Origin of the sequence: Pseudomonas sp. R2-7-07, assembly GCF_003852355.1 — a bacterium.
In the GTDB taxonomy this organism is placed as follows: Bacteria; Pseudomonadota; Gammaproteobacteria; order Pseudomonadales; family Pseudomonadaceae; genus Aquipseudomonas.
On record NZ_CP027759.1, the window covers coordinates 4,387,575 to 4,403,148 of the forward strand.

Here is a 15,574-nt window from a genome sequence, read left to right on the forward strand (position 1 = left end):
TAGTGCGTGATGCCTCACGCCACCGACTCGAGCCCGCCATGACCGATAAACCTGACCCTACCCCTGTCGACCCCTTGCGCTTCCACCGACACCACGCCCATCTGGCGCCAACCTTCGGCAACGATACCTTTGCCCTCAAGGCCGAAGCCTTTGCGCGGTTCTTTGGCACACCGACCTTCCTCGGCGCGCAAACCGCCATTGTGGTGCTGTGGGTGGTGCTGAACGCGACCGGCATCACCCACTTCGATGTATACCCATTCATCCTGCTCAACCTGGCCTTCAGCCTGCAATCCGCTTACGCCGCGCCGTTGATCCTGCTGGCCCAGACGCGCCAGGCTGCACGCGACAAAGCCCAGTCCGACGCCGACGCACAACACCGCGAAGCCCTGGCCACCGCCAACACCGCCCGCCAGGCCCAGGCCGCACAAACCACCAAACAGTTGCTGGAACTACTGGAACAGAACACGCGGCTGACGGAAATGACTAAACAGCTGACCGAACGTATCGAAACCCTGACGTGCGAAATACATGAGCAATTTGTGCGCAAAACCTAATTGCGCAACCCGCTTACATGTCGCCCCAGCTCATCAAACAGGGTCACCACTGAACGCAACGCCCGGCAATCAGGGCGCGTCAACAGCCATAGTGCAGTGTCATGCCCTGCCAGTGCGGGGCCCAGTGGTTGCAAGCCATCGCCTATCAGAAAATCCGGCAGCGCCGCCACCCCCAGCCCGGCGCGCACCAACTCGGTCACCGACTGCATGCTGTTGCAACGATAACCGGGACGCACGCCCGGCAGATACTCACGGCGCCAGGCCACCGTGGGATGGTCAGGTAAAAAGTCGTCCGGCGTGATCCAGGCCAGGTCAGCCAGCTCCTGGCCTGCATGCCGACGCGCATAGTCGGCGCTGGCGCACACCTGATACGTCACCGTCCCCAGGCAACGTCCGACAAGATGCTCCGGCGGCTTGCTGGTCAGGCGCAGCGCGATATCGGCATCGCGGCGGCTGAGGTTGGCGAAATCATTGGAGGTGCTCAGCTCCAGGATCAACGCCGGATAATTCGCCATAAACCTGGCCAGGGCCGGCAGCAGCAGACCTTGCAGCACAGCGTCGGTGCAGGTCAGGCGCACCGTGCCGCTGATCACTTCCCCGCCCTGCTCCACACCGATGCGCGCGGCCTCCAGGGCAAGTTCTGCGCGCTCGGCCTGTTGCGCCAAGTGGGTGGCCAACTCGGTGGGCAGATAACCAGCACGGTTTTTTTCAAACAACGTCTGGCCAAGAGCAGCTTCCAGGCGCCGCACCGCCCGGAACACGGTGGACACATCCACCCGCAGCAGCCCGGCGGCCCGCGCCAGGGTGCCGCCACGAACCAGGGCGAGGACCAGCGACAGATCGTTATAGTCGACTTGATAGTGCACGGCTGCATTGAGCATGTGGGCAAATGCCAATATTGATTGCGTGAGCGCCAATCTATAGTGCCCCTCAGGACACCACAAGCCATGGGATCACACGATGAAAGACGCCCCGCTGCACCTCGCTCTGATCGGCGATTACAACCCTGACGTGATTGCGCACCAGGCCATTCCCGTGGCGCTGCAACAAGCAGCCCAAGTCTTGAAGCTGAGCGTAAAGGTGCAATGGCTCGACACCGACACCATCACCGCCACGGCCTCGCTGCATGGGTTCGACGGTTTCTGGTGCGTGCCCGCCAGCCCGTACCGCGACACCGAAGGCGCACTGCGAGCCATCCGGTTCGCCCGCGAACAGCGGCGACCTTTCCTCGGCACTTGCGGTGGTTTTCAGCATGCGGTGCTGGAATATGCCCGCAACGTGCTGGGCTGGGCGGACGCCGAACACGGCGAGTTGGTACCGGGCGCTAAACGTGCCGTCATCACGCCGTTGAGTTGTGCGCTGGTGGAGGCCGACGACACCGTGCGCCTGGAGCCCTACACCCGTATCGCGCAAGCCTATGGCAGCCTGGACATCCACGAAGGTTATCGGTGCCGCTACGGCATCAACCCCGAGTTCGCTCATGCACTGCTTGAAGGAGCAATGATTGCCAGCGGTCACGACGCTGCAAACGACCTTCGAGCGGTGGAGCTGCTGAACCACCCCTTTTTCGTCGCCACCCTGTTCCAACCCGAACGCACCGCCCTCAAAGGCATCACGCCGCCGCTGGCGATTGCCCTGCTCACGGCGTGCCAGGAGGCCTCGGCATGATCGCCAAGACACCGGCGGCGCCCTACTACGCGGTAATCTTCAGCTCACTGCGCACCGCTGGCGACCAGGGCTACGGTCAGGCCGCCGCGCGCATGCTGGAACTGGCGCATGAACAGCCGGGATTTCTGGGCGTGGAATCGGCGCGGGAAGAAGGCCTGGGGATTACCGTGTCTTATTGGAGCAGCGAAGCGGCGATCCTGGCCTGGAAACAGCAGGCCGAACATCAGCAGGTGCGCGAGCAAGGGCGCTCCCTCTGGTACACCGCGTTTCATACCCGCGTATGCAAGGTGGAGCGGGCCTATAGCTTCCACGCTGAATGATCGCGCGTCTGCAAAATGCATAGGTATCTACACAAGTGTGTAGCAGCCTCCGGTAACCACGATGCGAAGCGAGCCGCTCTTGCTCTTGCTCTTGCTCTTGCTCTTGCTCTTGATCTTAAGCGCCCCGTTAAACCACGCTGGCCGGAATTCGACAGTGATTTGGGGGGTAAACCGGCAGGGATGCCGGTTTAGCCGCCCCGCGCCATGGATGGCGCGTGGCGGCGGCCCCCCAAATCAATGTCGGATTACGGGCACACCGAGCCTAAGCGAGGTGCCGAGTGGTGGGGCAAGAGCGTTTTGCTTACTTTTGCGCTTTTCAAAAGTGAGACGCCGTAAGGGCGGAACCCATAGCAGCCGTTACCGCAGCAACGGATATGTACTCGCCCTGATCCAGCATCCTGGTCGGCTGTCAGGCCGCCATCGGGAGCAAGCCCCCTCCCACATTTGGAACGCGGGGCCTCAGTTAGAGAAGCGTCGACTCCCGAGCCGCCACAGGTTCAGGACTACGCCAAAGTTGTGTAGATACCTACGCTGCAAATGGCCTGCGCTTAACTGACCAAACTACGCAACGCACTGATCTGCGGGATTTCAACCCGGCGCATATACACCCGCAGCGGTTCGCTGATGTTGATGCGATCGTCAATGTTTTGTGCGAGCAGCAACTGAATGCGCGCGCGGGACAGGATCATGCTGTGGTCGGCAGCCGGTTCCCAGACGAACTCGGCTGTGGGGATGATGCCGTCATCGGCCACGTCCATGCCGAAGGCATCTTCGCTGAAACGCACGATGTACTGGCCCGTCTTGCGGTTCAGACCGACAAAACCGTGGAGTTGGTCGGCGGCCTGGCAGATAAGTTCGGAAGTGATGCGCATGGTAAACCTCACTGAAAAGTCCTACTGGGACTGGAAAGATGGTTTACACGCGTGGCAGAAAATACCGTCCTCTAACGGGGCAGCTTCGGCTAAGGGTACTGCAATGCGTCACAAAAAAATTCACAAAATTGGCCCGCGCGCACGTTAATGTCGGTTTGGTGATAGCGCCTTTCGCAATCAATTGCTAAAAAGGACACCTTCTCAAAGTCACCTACACGAAAGGACTTCGCTTATGCCTGTCACGTTAACCAAAGGCCCGGTGCACGCCACGCTAGGGAGTACCTTGCTGCTGGCGCTGATGCTCGGCCTTGGCCCTGCACAGGCTGCCGACCCCATCAGCCCGGCTGAATTGGCGACAAACGAAGGCATTCCCTACCCTGCCGTGATCGCCCACCGTGGCGCTTCCTATGACGCCCCCGAGTCCACCGCCGCCGCTTACAAGGTCGCGCGCGACCTGGGCGCCGACTACCTGGAGCTGGACCTGCAGCGCAGCAAGGACGGCGTATTGTTCGCCCTGCACGACAACAACCTGCAACGCACCACCGACGTGGCGACCAAGTTCCCCGAGCGCAAAGACGCGCCGGCCAACGAATTCACCTGGAAAGAGCTGCAAACCCTCGACGCCGGCAGCTGGTTCAACGCCGCCTACCCGGACCGCGCACGCCCTGGTTTCGTCGGCCTGAAAATCCAGAGCCTGGATGACATCATCAAAATCGCCGAAGGTAATCCGCAACACAAACCCGGCCTGTACATCGAGACCAAGGAGCCCAAGCAATTTCCGGGCATCGAGGCCGACCTGAAAAACAAGCTGCTGGACAAGGGCTGGTTGAGTTCCGCCGGCTCCAAGCTGGGCAAGAGCAACACCGGTGTCGGCCAAGGCAAGGGCCGCGTGGTGCTGCAAACCTTCGAGGTGGCCAGCCTGAAAGAACTGCAGAAAGAAATGCCCAACACGCCGAAGATCCTGCTGTTGTGGGTCGGTGAAGGCAGCATCGAACCGAAGTCCAAAGTGCCCTTTGCCGAGTCCGGCGAGCCGACCAAAGCCGCCTATTACGCCAAGCAGGAACCAAAGGATGCGGCCGAGTTCGAAAAATGGGTCGACCAGGCCAAGAGCCTGGGCGCCATCGGCACTGGCCCTTCGGCGGAGCTGACCGACCACGGCGACCAAAGCTACACCGACCTGGTCAAGCCTGAAATGAACCAGCTGACCCACGACAAGGGCCTGCTGGTGCATGTGTACACCGTGGATGAACCGGTTGATTTCGACAAGGTGATGAAGGCCGGCGTCGATGGCATCTTTACCAACCGCGCTGCCGAACTGCTGAAGTTCTACAAGCGCTGGCCGTCGTCCAGCGTGCAGGACCTGCTGAACGACCATAAGTATTGAGGCGTTTGTGGCAGTCAGCCATTAAGCATGAGTTAAGTTGCGCCGGTTAATCTGGCGCCACTTAAACAGTTCAACCAGAAGGACACACACCATGAAAACCTTGACCACTTTGTTCGCCGCCACTGCCCTGACTCTGACTGCGGGTTTGGCACAGGCTGATGTTCGCCCGGACCAGATTCCAGGCCTGCTCAAATCCGGTGACGTGATGGCGTTTGAAAAACTCAACGCTGCCGCCGTCGCCAAGCATGCCGGCGCCACCATCAACGACACCGAACTGGATCACGAAGCCGGCAAGCTGGTCTACGAAGTGGACCTGACCGACACCACCGGCAAGAAGTGGGACGTGAAGCTCGACGCCAAAACAGGCGCCGTACTGGAAGACAAGCAAGACACCTGAGTTAAAACTCAAAAAACGCGCCACCTGCAGGTGGCGCGTTTTTTTATGGGCGCTCGCCAAACCGTCACATAACCGTCATCGCGCCTTGCAATGATTCGCGCATGCGAACCTGTGAAACGTCCTACAGGCGCTTTGTCTGCGAGCCTCCATGAACCACAGCATCGATCACGCCCATCAGGATCCCGATCTGTTTGGCCTGCTTTACGGTTTCCGCTTTCTGCCCGGCGAAAAGGGCGAGCAGATTGACTCGGCCACCGCGCTTGCGTACTTGCAACAACCCGGCGATCCGCAAGCATTTCTCTGGCTGCACCTGAACCTGGCCCACGCCGCCTGTGAGCGCTGGATGCAGGCCCATCTGGAATTGCCCGAAGAGTTTTTCGAAGCATTGCACGAAGGCTCGCGCTCCACGCGCATCGAGCACGTCGATTCCGCCCTGTTGGCGGTGGTCAACGACGTGGTATTCAACTTCAGCAGCATGGTGTCGTCGGATATTTCCACGTTATGGGTGTGCGCGCGCAGTCGCCTGCTGATCAGTGCGCGCCTGCAACCGCTGCATTCGGTGGATAAATTGCGCTCGTCGGTGAAGGCCGGCGAGCGCTTCCGCTCGCCGCTGGAATTGCTGGTGCACCTGCTGCGCGACCAGGGCGAAGTGCTGACGCAAATCGTGCGCAAGACCAGCCTCAGCGTCGACCAGATCGAAGACCAGTTGCTGTCCTCGCGCCTGTCCACCAACCGCGCCGAACTCGGTGCCGCACGCCGCGTGCTGGTGCGTTTGCAACGCCTGCTGGCGCTGGAACCGGGCTCGCTGTTGCGCCTGCTCAACCGGCCGCCGCAATGGCTGCAAAAGGAAGACGTGAAGGAGTTGCGCAAATCCACCGAAGAGTTCGCGCTGATCATCAACGACCTGACGGCCCTGGGCGAGCGCATCAAATTGTTGCAGGAAGAGATCGCCGCCAACCTCAACGAACAGAGCAACCGCACCCTGTTCACCCTCACGGTGGTGACGGTGCTGGCGCTGCCGATCAATATCATCGCCGGTTTTTTTGGCATGAATGTGGGTGGGGTACCGCTGTCCACCGACCCGGAGGGCTTCTGGATCCTGGTAGCGTTGGTGGCGACCTTTACCTTGATCGCCGGGCGCTGGGCATTCAGGAAGCGCAAGGATTACTGAATGACGATCGTTCCCACGCTCCCGCGTGGGAATTCAGCCCGTGACGCTCTGCGTCGTGACGCGGAGCGTCCCAGGAGGCATTCCCACGCAAAGCGTGGGAACGATCATAGACCAGCGGCACCCGCATATCCCTTAAACACTGACCTGCCGCAGCATCTTTGTAACATTCTGCAATGATCATAGGCGACATCCTCACTACACTGGATGCTCCGGCATGGCCACCCCTTCCCTGACTGCCTCGCCCCACGCCTCACCCACCGCCTCCGCACCCCGCCTGGACACCAAACCCGGCCTGGTGACGGTGATCATGTTCTTCGCCGTACTCGCCATGGGCCTGTTGTTCACCGCCTATAGCCTGATGCATGACATGCACGAACTGGGCACGGTGGTTACCACCTGGACACCGTTCCTGCTGCTCGGCGTGGCGCTGTTGATCGCCCTGGGCTTCGAATTCGTCAACGGCTTTCACGACACCGCCAACGCGGTGGCGACGGTGATCTACACCAACTCGCTGCCGCCGCATTTCGCGGTGGTGTGGTCGGGCTTTTTCAACTTTCTCGGCGTGCTGCTTTCCAGCGGTGCGGTGGCGTTCGGCATCATCGCGCTGCTGCCGGTCGAGCTGATCCTGCAGGTGGGTTCATCGGCCGGCTTCGCCATGATCTTCGCCCTGCTGATCGCCGCGATCCTGTGGAACCTCGGCACCTGGTGGCTGGGTTTACCGGCGTCGTCGTCCCACACCCTGATCGGTTCGATCATTGGCGTGGGCGTGGCGAATGCCTTGATGCATGGCCGCGACGGCACCAGCGGTGTCGACTGGAGCCAGGCCACCAAAATCGGCTACGCCTTGCTGTTGTCGCCGCTGATCGGCTTCGCATTTGCCGCCTTGCTGTTGCTGGCCCTGCGCGCCTTCGTGAAAAACCGCTCGCTGTATAAAGCGCCCCAAGGCGATACGCCGCCGCCATGGTGGATTCGCGGCATGCTGATCGTGACCTGCACCGGTGTGTCGTTCGCCCACGGCTCCAACGATGGGCAAAAAGGCATGGGCCTGATCATGCTGATCCTGGTGGGCACCCTGCCGATGGCTTACGCGCTGAACCGCACCATGCCCGCCGATCAGTCGCTGCAATTCGCGGCGGTCGCCGAGGTAACCCAGGCCGCATTGGTGAAGGCGGTACCGCAGCCGGCACCCGCCGACTCCCGCGCAACCTTGTCGACCTATGTACGTACCAAGGAAGCCACACCGGAACTGGTGCCCGCCCTCGCCGCCATCACCGGCCATATCGGTGCCGAGGTCAAAGGCTATGGCTCCCTGGCCGCAGTACCGGCTGAAGCGGTGGGCAACGTGCGTAACGACATGTACCTGACCAGCGAAACCATTCGCTTGATGGACAAGGGCAAGGTCGGCGGTTTCGACGCCGACACCCAAGACAAGCTGCAGCTGTTCAAGCAACAGATCGACAGCGCCACGCGCTTCATCCCGCTGTGGGTCAAGATCGCGGTGGCCATTGCCCTGGGGCTTGGCACCATGGTTGGCTGGAAGCGCATCGTGGTGACGGTGGGCGAGAAGATCGGCAAGACCCATCTGACCTACGCCCAAGGCGCCTCGGCCGAAACCGTGGCGATGCTGACCATCGGCGCGGCCGACATGTTCGGTCTGCCGGTGTCGACCACCCACGTATTGTCATCGGGTGTGGCGGGAACCATGGTAGCTAACGGCGGCGGCTTGCAGATGCGCACCATCCGCAATTTGTTGATGGCCTGGGTGCTGACGTTGCCGGCGGCGATTGTGTTGTCGGGCAGCCTTTACTGGCTGTTCACGCAACTGTTCTGAGCCACGTTCGCCTCTAGAGATGCGCGTGCAGCGTGGCCGCCAGCCACTCCATGAACACCCGCACGCGCAAGGGCAAATGCCGCTGGCCGGCGTAGAGCAATGACACGTCCAGCGGCGGCGCGGGGTAATCCGGCAGCACCGCCACCAGCTCGCCGCTGCCCAACAATTCGCAGATGCCCAGGCGTGGCACTTGAATGATGCCAAAGCCCCCCAGGCACGCCGCTTGATACGCATCGGTGCTGTTGACGGTCACGCGCCCGGCCATCGGCAGCCGCTGCACCTTACCGCCCTCCACGTATTCGAACCCCGCCGAGCGTGCGCCCAGCGGGCGTACGTAATGCACCAGTTGATGGTGCTCAAGGTCAGCCAGGGTTTCGGGCCTGCCGTAGCGCTGCACATACGCCGCGCTCACACAGTTGACCATGGGCAGGCTGCACACCCGCCGCGCCACCACGCTTTGATCGGGCTGGGCGCCCACGCGCACGACACAGTCGAAGCCTTCGGCGATCAGGTCCACCTGGCGGTCCGAGCTGCTGATCTGCATGTCGATCAGCGGATGCCGCTCCATGAACGGGGGCAAGTTGGGCACGATCAAGGTGCGCGCCATCGCGTTGGGCATGTCCACCCGGATGCTGCCAGCCAATTGGGTTTCGTCCTGTCGGAACAGCCCTTCCAGTTCCTCCATATGCGCCAGCAAATCCTTGCTGCGCTCATACAACACCCGGCCGTCCTGGGTGGCCTGCACCCTGCGCGTGGTGCGTTGCAACAGGCGCGCACCGAGCAGTTCCTCCAGGGCCCGCACCTGCTCGGACACGGTGGAGCGCGGCAAGCCAAGGCTCTCGCCAGCCTGGGTGAAACTCGACAGTTCGGTGACACGCACGAACGTGCGCAGCAGCTCCAGTTTATTCATGGGATTGTTCGCCTTATCCGGCCAGTGATTCCGGTATCGCTCTGTTTATCACGTCATGACCGGACAAATACACTCAGTCCCACCATCACTTCAGAGGACTGCAGCATGACCACACGTAAAATCGCACTGATCACCGGCGCCAGCCGCGGCTTGGGCAAAAGCGCTGCACTGCACCTGGCCGCCCAGGGCGTCGATATCATCGGCACCTACCACAGCAAGGCCGACGAGGCCCAGGCGTTAGTGGCGCAGATCGAACAACTGGGCGGCCGCGCCGCCATGTTGCAACTGGACGTGAGCCAGAGCGCGACGTTCGCAGGTTTCGTCACTGAAGTTACCGGCGCGCTCAAGGATGTTTTCGCACAGGACCGCTTTGATTTTCTGATCAACAATGCCGGTATCGGCCTGCATGCAAGCTTTGCCGAAACCACCGAAGCCCAGTTCGACCAACTGGTGGCGATTCATTTCAAGGGACCGTTTTTTCTCACACAGAAGCTGTTGCCGTTGATTCGCGACGGTGGGCGCATTCTCAATGTGTCCAGCGGCCTGGCGCGTTTCAGCCTGCCGGGCTACGCCGCCTACGCGGCCATGAAAGGCGCGATGGAAGTGCTGACCCGCTACCAGGCCAAGGAACTGGGCGCGCGTGGCATCAGCGTCAATATCCTAGCCCCCGGCGCGATTGAAACCGACTTCGGCGGTGGTGCGGTGCGCGACAACGCTGACATCAATGCCATGGTCGCCAACAACACCGCCCTGGGCCGCGCCGGTTTACCCGACGACATTGGCGGCGCCATCGCGCTGCTGCTGGCCGATGGCAGTCATTGGATCACCGGCCAGCGCATTGAGGCTTCCGGCGGCATGTTCCTGTAGGCGCCTGGCGCTCACAGGGAAATCGGGGTCTTGCTGGCAATCCTTTCGCGTATCACGTCATAGCCCCAGTGATAGACGTAGGTGTACGGCAGGAAGAACAGCAGCACCCCGATGTCGAGGATGAAGGCGTCCAACAGGCTGATCTTCATCAAGGCGGCAATCAAGGGCACCGCCAGCAGGATCAGGCCACCTTCGAACAGCAGCGCGTGCAGCACCCGCGTCCAGCCGCCGCCGGGCAGTTGCAGGCGCACTTTAAGGCGGTCGAAGACGCTGTTGAAAATGACGTTCCAGCTCAGCGCCAGCAAGCTGATGCCCAGGGTCACCGCGCCCATTTCCAGGGCCGGCCGGCCGGTCACCCAGACCAGCAAGGGCGTACAGATCAACAAAGCCAAACCCTCAAAACCCAGGGCTTGCAGAACGCGTTCAGTCATCGATTTGGTAGGGTTCATGACCCGGCTCCGTGAAGGACGATGGTTGCCATGATTACCCCTTGAGCCGATACTTCATAACGAATAACCATCGATCAAGGCGATACGCATGGCGTCCCATGAAGTGCTCCAGGCGTTTGTCCAGGCGGCGACCCAAGGCTCGTTTTCTGCGGCGGCACGCAAGCTGGGCAAGAGCCAATCCACCATCAGCGCGGCGGTGGCGAGCCTGGAGATTGATCTGGACGTGGTGCTGTTCGATCGCAGCAGCCGCAAACCGACGCTGACCCCGGCCGGCCAGGTGTTGTTGCAGCGCGCGGAGCAGGTGCTGGAGGCCAGCAGCCGGCTGGAGTTGGCGGCGAGCCAACTGGCCCAGGGGCTGGAGCCGAAGCTGAGTATCGCCATGTCCGATACCTACCAGTCCGACCACTTCGAGGTTGCCCTCAGCGCCTTTGAACAACGCTACCCGGACCTTGAGTTGGAATGCCTGATCGCTGAATGCGAAGACTTGATCGCCTTGGTGCAAAGTGGCCGCACACACATCGCATTTATCGAACAGCAGGAGGTTTACCCGCCGGACCTGACGTTTGCCCCCGTTGAAGAACGTACCGAAATCGCGCTGTTCGTCGCGCGTAAACACCCGTTGGCAAGCCTGGCCAAGGTTCACCCGCAGACGCTGCAGCTGCACCGGGAGTTGCGCTTGGCGAGCATCATCAATCCCAATGAAAACCGCGGCACCCAGCGCGTATGGTCGGCCCCCAGTTACCTGATGTTGATGGAGATGGCGCAACTGGGCTTCGGCTGGGCCCCGATTCCGCGCTGGCTGGTGGAGCGTTTTGGCGGTGGGCAATTGGTCGAACTCAAGGTGCGCAGTTGGCCCCGCTCGGTGGCGGTGGATGCGGTGTGGTCGCGACAGAACCCACCGGGGCCGGCGGGCAGTTGGTTGCTGGGCAAGATGCTCGAGTGAGTCACTGTTGATGGGCTTGGAGTTCGGCCAGCCGCTGTTCGAGGAAGCGCTGCTCAGGGGTTTGCCGGGTCAACGTCAGCGCCCGCGCATAGGCGGCGCGCGCTTCATCAACCCGCCCCAACTGTCGGCAGAATTCACCCCGCGCCGAATGCGCCAAGTGGTAATCCTGTAACTCACCGCGCTGCAGAATGCCATCTACCAGCGCCAGGCCCGCTAACGGCCCCTGCCCCATCGCCACTGCCACTGCCCGGTTCAGCTCGATCACCGGCGACGGCACGGCCCGAAGCAAGACATCGTAGAGCCCGACTATCTGTGGCCAGTCGGTTGCCTTTGCATTCGGCGCCTCAGCATGTACGGCGGCAATCGCCGCCTGCAGGCAATACGGCCCGAAGCGCGGTGTCGTCAGCGCGTGTTCCACCAATGCGCAACCTTCAGCAATCAAGGACGCGTCCCACAGCGAGCGGTCCTGTTCATTCAGCAACACCAGTTCACCGCTCGCCGAAGTGCGCGCCGGCCGACGCGATTCATGCAGCAGCATCAACGCCAGCAGGCCCATGACTTCGGGCTCCGGCAACAGCTCCATCAGCAAACGGCCGAGGCGAATGGCTTCGCGGGTCAAGTCTTCGCGCGTGAGGTCGGCGCCGGTGGAGGCCGAATAGCCCTCGTTGAACACCAGGTAAATCACGCGCAGCACGCTGTCGAGGCGCTCTGGCAACTCGGCCAGGGACGGCACTTGATAGGGAATTTTCGCGTCACGGATCTTGTGCTTTGCCCGCACGATGCGTTGCGCGATGGTGACCGGCGTGGCGAGAAACGCGCGGGCGATTTCTTCGGTGCTCAGGTCGCAGATTTCGCGCAAGGTCAGCGCCGCCTGGGCGTCGGCCGCCAGGGCCGGGTGGCAACAGGTGAAGATCAGGCGCAAGCGGTCGTCTTCCACGTCTTCAGCACTCCAGTCAGCCGCCTCCAGCGCATCCGCCTGCTCCTGCAACAACGGGGTAAACCGCGCCTGGCGACGCAAGCGGTCAATGGCCTTGAAGCGTCCGGTCGACACCAGCCAGGCCCGTGGATTATCCGGTATGCCGTCGTGGGGCCAGCGTTGCACGGCGACGAAAAATGCCTCGTGCAAGGCCTCCTCGGCCAGGTCGAAATCACCGAGCAGGCGAATCAGCGTCGCGAGTACGCGGCGTGATTCGCTGCGGTAAATACGCTCGACCTGCAGGTTATGCGTCATCACGCCAGGTTCAATTCACGCACGGGACGCACTTCCACACTGCCGACCCGCGCTGCCGGAATGCCACCCGCCACCTGGATGGCTTCATTCAAATCCTTGGCCTCGATCAGGTAGAACCCGGCGAGCTGTTCCTTGGTTTCGGCAAAGGGGCCGTCGGTGATCGAAAGCTTGCCATTGCGCATGCGCACGGTGGTGGCGGTGCTGACCGACTCCAGCGGCTCGGCGGCGAGCATTCGGCCGCTTTTTTGTATCGCCTCGGCGTAAGCGAAACACTCGGTGTCAGCCGGGCTGTCGGGCGAGGTGTGCAACACCTGTTCGTTGCTGTAGATCAGGCACAGGTATTTCATGGCGTTCTCCGTGTTCGGATGACTGACTATAGTCCGCAACGCTCAAGGCTTGAGGTCGAACAGCGCAGCGCCGCTTTGCATATCGAAAGGTGCCGACCAGTGTTCATGCACCACCTTCCACTGACCGTCGATACGCTGATAGCCGGCAGTGACGCGCATCCAGCAGGCCTTCACCTCGCCATCCGGCCCGGCGCCGCCACAGTGGGCGAGCCAATGGGCAAACGCGGTCTCTTGCGCCTCCACGATGTGCAACTCATGAAACTCGAAAATACCCGGGCCGGGGCAATGCTCCATGCACGCCTCCCAGTGCGCGCGGTAGGCCGCCTTGCCCTTGAATTGCAGTGCGGTCACGGCGTCGAACGAGACGATATCGTCGGCGTAAAAGCTGACAATCTTATCGACATCACGGCTGACGACGGCGTGCTTCCATTGCTCGATCAGGCTGTTGATGGCAGTGCTCATGGCGATGACTCCTTGGGGTTGGAAAATACGGAAGACACCCTTAGTCGAACGCGCTGCAGGCAAATCGACAGTCCGCACAAAAATAATGTCGCCTCCGGCAAAAACGCTAGAATCCGCCCCTCTTTGTAGGATTTCGGATATGCCGCACATGGACACCCGCCTCGTCCCCTATCAGGCGCTGAATGCTGTACAAAAACAGCAGCTCGACGGCCTGGAAGTCAATCCAGAACAACTGGCATATTCCGGTGATATCTATTGCGCGCTGAACAGCCTGCTGGTCAACCCCAACCCCGACGCTATCAAAGGCTTCGCCCTGCTCGCCGACGAGCGGCCGGTAGCCTTCCTGCTCCTCAAACGCCCACCTTGCCTGCCCCATTGGGCCGACGAACACAGTGCGACGCTGCATGCGTTGCAGGTCGATCGGCATCAGCAGGGTCGTGGGTTTGGCAAAGCCTGTTTGCAGGCGCTGCCCGAGGTGGCGCTACAGGCGTGGCCGCAGATCAGGGCACTGGAATTGTCGGTGGATGCGGACAATGAAGCGGCGATGGGGTTGTATCTGGCAGCCGGTTGGGTGGATAGCGGTGAGGCTTACAGGGGAAGGATTGGGTATGAGCGCAGGTTGAGATGGGTGTTTAGTCAGCCCGGTGTTGACAACGCCAAAATGTAACGTATACATAACTTAATAACAGCAAAGTAATGTATACGCGACATGGACACTTCTGTAATTACTCAACGACTCGGCGTCCAGCTGCGCACCATGCGCTTGAATCGCGGATATAAGCAGGTGGATCTGGCGAAGTTGGCCGGAATTACCCGGCAAAAGCTGATCGAAATCGAAAAAGGCAGCCTCTCGGTCTCGATGAATGCCTATGCTCGGGTGGTTGCCGCCTTGGGCAGCGAATTCAAATTGGTGCCTGTGACCTTGCCGACCCTGGAGGAACTGGAGGACTTGTTCAATGAATAGCCCCACGCTACGCGTTCATACGCCTCAAGGGGACAGCGGCAGCGTGCTGGTCGGTGCTCAAGACTATTTGTTCCGGTATAGCGATAACGCAAAAGCCGACAGCGCAATCAGCCTGTCGATGCCCGTCCGCGCGGAAGAATACCGTCGCCGGGACCTGCACCCTATCTTTCAGATGAATTTGCCCGAAGGCTACGTGCTGGAGCAACTGCGTAATCGCCTCGCCAAAACGGTGAAGGTCGACCCGATGTTGCTGTTGGCGCTCTCGGGAAGCAGCGCGCCAATCGGTCGGGTTTTCGTATCTTCTGAACAGGTGAACGAGCTGATCCATCGTAACAGCCCCCACACAACCGGAGAAAACCTCGACGAAATTCTTGCGTGGGACGGCGCGGAAGATCTGTTCGTCGAGCTGGTGGATCGCTACATCCTGCGAGCAGGTATTTCCGGTGTGCAACCCAAAGTATTGGTGCCGGAAAAACCACAAACGCCCGAACAGAAATTCACCTCGAAAACCGACGATCTGATCATTAAAAGCGGGCGCGACGAGTTTCCGGGGTTGGCCATCAATGAATACCTGTGCATGTCCATTGCCCGAGACGCGGGCCTGCCCGTACCGCCGTTTTATCTGTCCCGCAACCATAAGCTGTTTATCATGCGGCGCTTCGATCGGGACGCACAGCTCAACCCACTGGGCTTCGAAGACATGACCGCGCTGATGGGCCTGTCCGCCGAGCAAAAGTACACCAAGAGTTACGCCGCCATAGCCAAGGCTGTACGCGTGTTCTGCGCCCCGGCGCATCAACGCAGTTCGCTGGACCAATTGTTCGATAGCGTAGCGCTGAGTTGCATCGTGGGTAATGGCGATGCCCATCTGAAGAATTTCGGCGTGCTCTATAGCAATCCGGTGAAATCAGATACGCGGTTGGCACCGGCCTACGACATCGTGAACACCACCGCTTACATCCCGGAAGACTCACTGGCATTGGACCTGGGCGGAAATAAATCGTTATTCGCCTCGCGCCTGGGCATCCTCGAATTTGCCAGGACCTGCGAAGTCGAACATCCCGAGGAGCGTATCCAGGCGCTGCTGCAGACCCTTGAAATGGTGCTCAAGCGCGAAGATGACTACTGCCGGTTGGCACCTGAGGTGGCGAGCGCCATACGTCAATCCGCTCAAGGTTATCAAAATAGCTTCGGGGGCTGAGTC

The 15,574-nt window shown here is 60.9% G+C and carries 19 protein-coding genes; 12 read left to right on the forward strand and 7 right to left on the reverse strand.

What is annotated here, in order from left to right:
• Positions 1-38: 38 nt before the first annotated feature.
• Positions 39-554: a DUF1003 domain-containing protein gene (locus C4J86_RS20105; RefSeq protein WP_124371623.1), complete on the forward strand. Its 516-nt coding sequence runs from the start codon at positions 39-41 to the stop codon at positions 552-554.
• On the opposite strand, the gene C4J86_RS20110 is transcribed toward C4J86_RS20105, so the two are convergent.
• A complete protein-coding gene (locus C4J86_RS20110; protein ID WP_124371624.1) occupies positions 551-1,435 on the reverse strand; it encodes a LysR family transcriptional regulator in 885 nt (294 codons plus the stop codon). The genes C4J86_RS20105 and C4J86_RS20110 overlap by 4 nt on opposite strands.
• Before the next feature lie 79 nt (positions 1,436-1,514).
• On the opposite strand from C4J86_RS20110, the gene C4J86_RS20115 reads away from it, so the two are divergent.
• Both C4J86_RS20115 and C4J86_RS20120 read left to right on the forward strand, forming a co-directional pair.
• The gene (locus C4J86_RS20115; protein WP_124371625.1) at positions 1,515-2,222 is read left to right on the forward strand and encodes a CTP synthase; all 708 of its coding nucleotides are present in this window, start codon (positions 1,515-1,517) and stop codon (positions 2,220-2,222) included.
• Entirely contained in the window at positions 2,219-2,542 is a 324-nt protein-coding gene (locus C4J86_RS20120; RefSeq protein ID WP_124371626.1) for an antibiotic biosynthesis monooxygenase, read from the forward strand. The genes C4J86_RS20115 and C4J86_RS20120 overlap by 4 nt, the downstream gene beginning before the upstream one ends.
• Positions 2,543-3,090: 548 nt before the next feature.
• On the opposite strand, the gene C4J86_RS20125 is transcribed toward C4J86_RS20120, so the two are convergent.
• Complete coding sequence (locus C4J86_RS20125) at positions 3,091-3,414, reverse strand: DUF2025 family protein (protein ID WP_124371627.1); 324 nt, start codon at positions 3,412-3,414, stop codon at positions 3,091-3,093.
• Positions 3,415-3,646: 232 nt separating this feature from the next.
• Between C4J86_RS20125 and C4J86_RS20130 the strand changes: the two genes are divergently transcribed.
• From C4J86_RS20130 to C4J86_RS20145, 4 genes are all read left to right on the forward strand, one after another.
• Positions 3,647-4,798: a glycerophosphodiester phosphodiesterase family protein gene (locus tag C4J86_RS20130; protein ID WP_124371628.1), complete on the forward strand. Its 1,152-nt coding sequence runs from the start codon at positions 3,647-3,649 to the stop codon at positions 4,796-4,798.
• 91 nt (positions 4,799-4,889) lie between these two features.
• Entirely contained in the window at positions 4,890-5,195 is a 306-nt protein-coding gene (locus C4J86_RS20135) for a PepSY domain-containing protein (protein WP_124371629.1), read from the forward strand.
• A gap of 148 nt (positions 5,196-5,343) precedes the next feature.
• Complete coding sequence (locus C4J86_RS20140) at positions 5,344-6,366, forward strand: transporter (protein ID WP_124364081.1); 1,023 nt, start codon at positions 5,344-5,346, stop codon at positions 6,364-6,366.
• Between the two features lie 214 nt (positions 6,367-6,580).
• Positions 6,581-8,197 (forward strand): inorganic phosphate transporter, encoded by a 1,617-nt coding sequence (locus C4J86_RS20145; protein WP_124371630.1) that lies wholly within the window; start codon positions 6,581-6,583, stop codon positions 8,195-8,197.
• A 13-nt stretch (positions 8,198-8,210) separates the two neighbouring features.
• Here the strand turns inward: C4J86_RS20145 and C4J86_RS20150 are convergent, their stop codons facing one another.
• Entirely contained in the window at positions 8,211-9,107 is an 897-nt protein-coding gene (locus C4J86_RS20150; protein WP_124371631.1) for a LysR family transcriptional regulator, read from the reverse strand.
• Positions 9,108-9,212: 105 nt separating this feature from the next.
• On the opposite strand from C4J86_RS20150, the gene C4J86_RS20155 reads away from it, so the two are divergent.
• Positions 9,213-9,974: an SDR family NAD(P)-dependent oxidoreductase gene (locus C4J86_RS20155; RefSeq protein ID WP_124371632.1), complete on the forward strand. Its 762-nt coding sequence runs from the start codon at positions 9,213-9,215 to the stop codon at positions 9,972-9,974.
• Between the two features lie 11 nt (positions 9,975-9,985).
• On the opposite strand, the gene C4J86_RS20160 is transcribed toward C4J86_RS20155, so the two are convergent.
• On the reverse strand, positions 9,986-10,423 hold the full coding sequence (locus C4J86_RS20160) for a multidrug/biocide efflux PACE transporter (RefSeq protein ID WP_124371633.1): 438 nt from the start codon (positions 10,421-10,423) through the stop codon (positions 9,986-9,988).
• 88 nt (positions 10,424-10,511) lie between these two features.
• Here C4J86_RS20160 and C4J86_RS20165 point away from each other — a divergent pair, with 88 nt between their 5' ends.
• Positions 10,512-11,366: a LysR family transcriptional regulator gene (locus C4J86_RS20165; protein ID WP_124371634.1), complete on the forward strand. Its 855-nt coding sequence runs from the start codon at positions 10,512-10,514 to the stop codon at positions 11,364-11,366.
• 1 nt (position 11,367) lies between these two features.
• Here C4J86_RS20165 and C4J86_RS20170 read toward each other — a convergent pair whose 3' ends face one another.
• The 3 genes from C4J86_RS20170 to C4J86_RS20180 are packed head-to-tail and all read right to left on the reverse strand — an operon-like array spanning position 11,368 to position 13,406.
• Positions 11,368-12,597, reverse strand: coding sequence for an RNA polymerase sigma factor (locus C4J86_RS20170; protein WP_124371635.1), 1,230 nt, complete (start codon positions 12,595-12,597; stop codon positions 11,368-11,370).
• Positions 12,597-12,944, reverse strand: coding sequence for a YciI family protein (locus C4J86_RS20175; protein ID WP_124371636.1), 348 nt, complete (start codon positions 12,942-12,944; stop codon positions 12,597-12,599). The genes C4J86_RS20170 and C4J86_RS20175 overlap by 1 nt, the downstream gene beginning before the upstream one ends.
• A gap of 42 nt (positions 12,945-12,986) precedes the next feature.
• Positions 12,987-13,406 carry a nuclear transport factor 2 family protein gene (locus C4J86_RS20180; protein ID WP_124371637.1) on the reverse strand — a complete coding sequence of 140 codons (420 nt, stop codon included), beginning with the start codon at positions 13,404-13,406 and terminating at the stop codon, positions 12,987-12,989.
• A gap of 148 nt (positions 13,407-13,554) precedes the next feature.
• Between C4J86_RS20180 and C4J86_RS20185 the strand changes: the two genes are divergently transcribed.
• Genes C4J86_RS20185 through C4J86_RS20195 form a run of 3 tightly spaced genes read left to right on the forward strand, consistent with a single transcriptional unit; the run spans position 13,555 to position 15,571 of the window.
• On the forward strand, positions 13,555-14,073 hold the full coding sequence (locus C4J86_RS20185; protein ID WP_124371638.1) for an N-acetyltransferase: 519 nt from the start codon (positions 13,555-13,557) through the stop codon (positions 14,071-14,073).
• 42 nt (positions 14,074-14,115) lie between these two features.
• On the forward strand, positions 14,116-14,370 hold the full coding sequence (locus C4J86_RS20190; RefSeq protein ID WP_124364088.1) for a helix-turn-helix domain-containing protein: 255 nt from the start codon (positions 14,116-14,118) through the stop codon (positions 14,368-14,370).
• A complete protein-coding gene (locus C4J86_RS20195) occupies positions 14,363-15,571 on the forward strand; it encodes a type II toxin-antitoxin system HipA family toxin (protein ID WP_124371639.1) in 1,209 nt (402 codons plus the stop codon). Before C4J86_RS20190 ends, C4J86_RS20195 begins: the two co-directional genes overlap by 8 nt.
• The last annotated feature ends 3 nt before the right edge of the window (positions 15,572-15,574 follow it).

Excerpts from the sequence above, each read along its gene's own strand:
- C4J86_RS20105 (WP_124371623.1), top strand. The coding sequence starts at position 39 with ATGACCGATAAACCTGACCCTACCCCTGTCGACCCCTTGCGCTTCCAC.
- C4J86_RS20110 (WP_124371624.1), bottom strand. The coding sequence starts at position 1,435 with ATGCTCAATGCAGCCGTGCACTATCAAGTCGACTATAACGATCTGTCG.
- C4J86_RS20115 (WP_124371625.1), top strand. The coding sequence starts at position 1,515 with ATGAAAGACGCCCCGCTGCACCTCGCTCTGATCGGCGATTACAACCCT.
- C4J86_RS20120 (WP_124371626.1), top strand. The coding sequence starts at position 2,219 with ATGATCGCCAAGACACCGGCGGCGCCCTACTACGCGGTAATCTTCAGC.
- C4J86_RS20125 (WP_124371627.1), bottom strand. The coding sequence starts at position 3,414 with ATGCGCATCACTTCCGAACTTATCTGCCAGGCCGCCGACCAACTCCAC.
- C4J86_RS20130 (WP_124371628.1), top strand. The coding sequence starts at position 3,647 with ATGCCTGTCACGTTAACCAAAGGCCCGGTGCACGCCACGCTAGGGAGT.
- C4J86_RS20135 (WP_124371629.1), top strand. The coding sequence starts at position 4,890 with ATGAAAACCTTGACCACTTTGTTCGCCGCCACTGCCCTGACTCTGACT.
- C4J86_RS20140 (WP_124364081.1), top strand. The coding sequence starts at position 5,344 with ATGAACCACAGCATCGATCACGCCCATCAGGATCCCGATCTGTTTGGC.
- C4J86_RS20145 (WP_124371630.1), top strand. The coding sequence starts at position 6,581 with ATGGCCACCCCTTCCCTGACTGCCTCGCCCCACGCCTCACCCACCGCC.
- C4J86_RS20150 (WP_124371631.1), bottom strand. The coding sequence starts at position 9,107 with ATGAATAAACTGGAGCTGCTGCGCACGTTCGTGCGTGTCACCGAACTG.
- C4J86_RS20155 (WP_124371632.1), top strand. The coding sequence starts at position 9,213 with ATGACCACACGTAAAATCGCACTGATCACCGGCGCCAGCCGCGGCTTG.
- C4J86_RS20160 (WP_124371633.1), bottom strand. The coding sequence starts at position 10,423 with ATGAACCCTACCAAATCGATGACTGAACGCGTTCTGCAAGCCCTGGGT.
- C4J86_RS20165 (WP_124371634.1), top strand. The coding sequence starts at position 10,512 with ATGGCGTCCCATGAAGTGCTCCAGGCGTTTGTCCAGGCGGCGACCCAA.
- C4J86_RS20170 (WP_124371635.1), bottom strand. The coding sequence starts at position 12,597 with ATGACGCATAACCTGCAGGTCGAGCGTATTTACCGCAGCGAATCACGC.
- C4J86_RS20175 (WP_124371636.1), bottom strand. The coding sequence starts at position 12,944 with ATGAAATACCTGTGCCTGATCTACAGCAACGAACAGGTGTTGCACACC.
- C4J86_RS20180 (WP_124371637.1), bottom strand. The coding sequence starts at position 13,406 with ATGAGCACTGCCATCAACAGCCTGATCGAGCAATGGAAGCACGCCGTC.
- C4J86_RS20185 (WP_124371638.1), top strand. The coding sequence starts at position 13,555 with ATGGACACCCGCCTCGTCCCCTATCAGGCGCTGAATGCTGTACAAAAA.
- C4J86_RS20190 (WP_124364088.1), top strand. The coding sequence starts at position 14,116 with ATGGACACTTCTGTAATTACTCAACGACTCGGCGTCCAGCTGCGCACC.
- C4J86_RS20195 (WP_124371639.1), top strand. The coding sequence starts at position 14,363 with ATGAATAGCCCCACGCTACGCGTTCATACGCCTCAAGGGGACAGCGGC.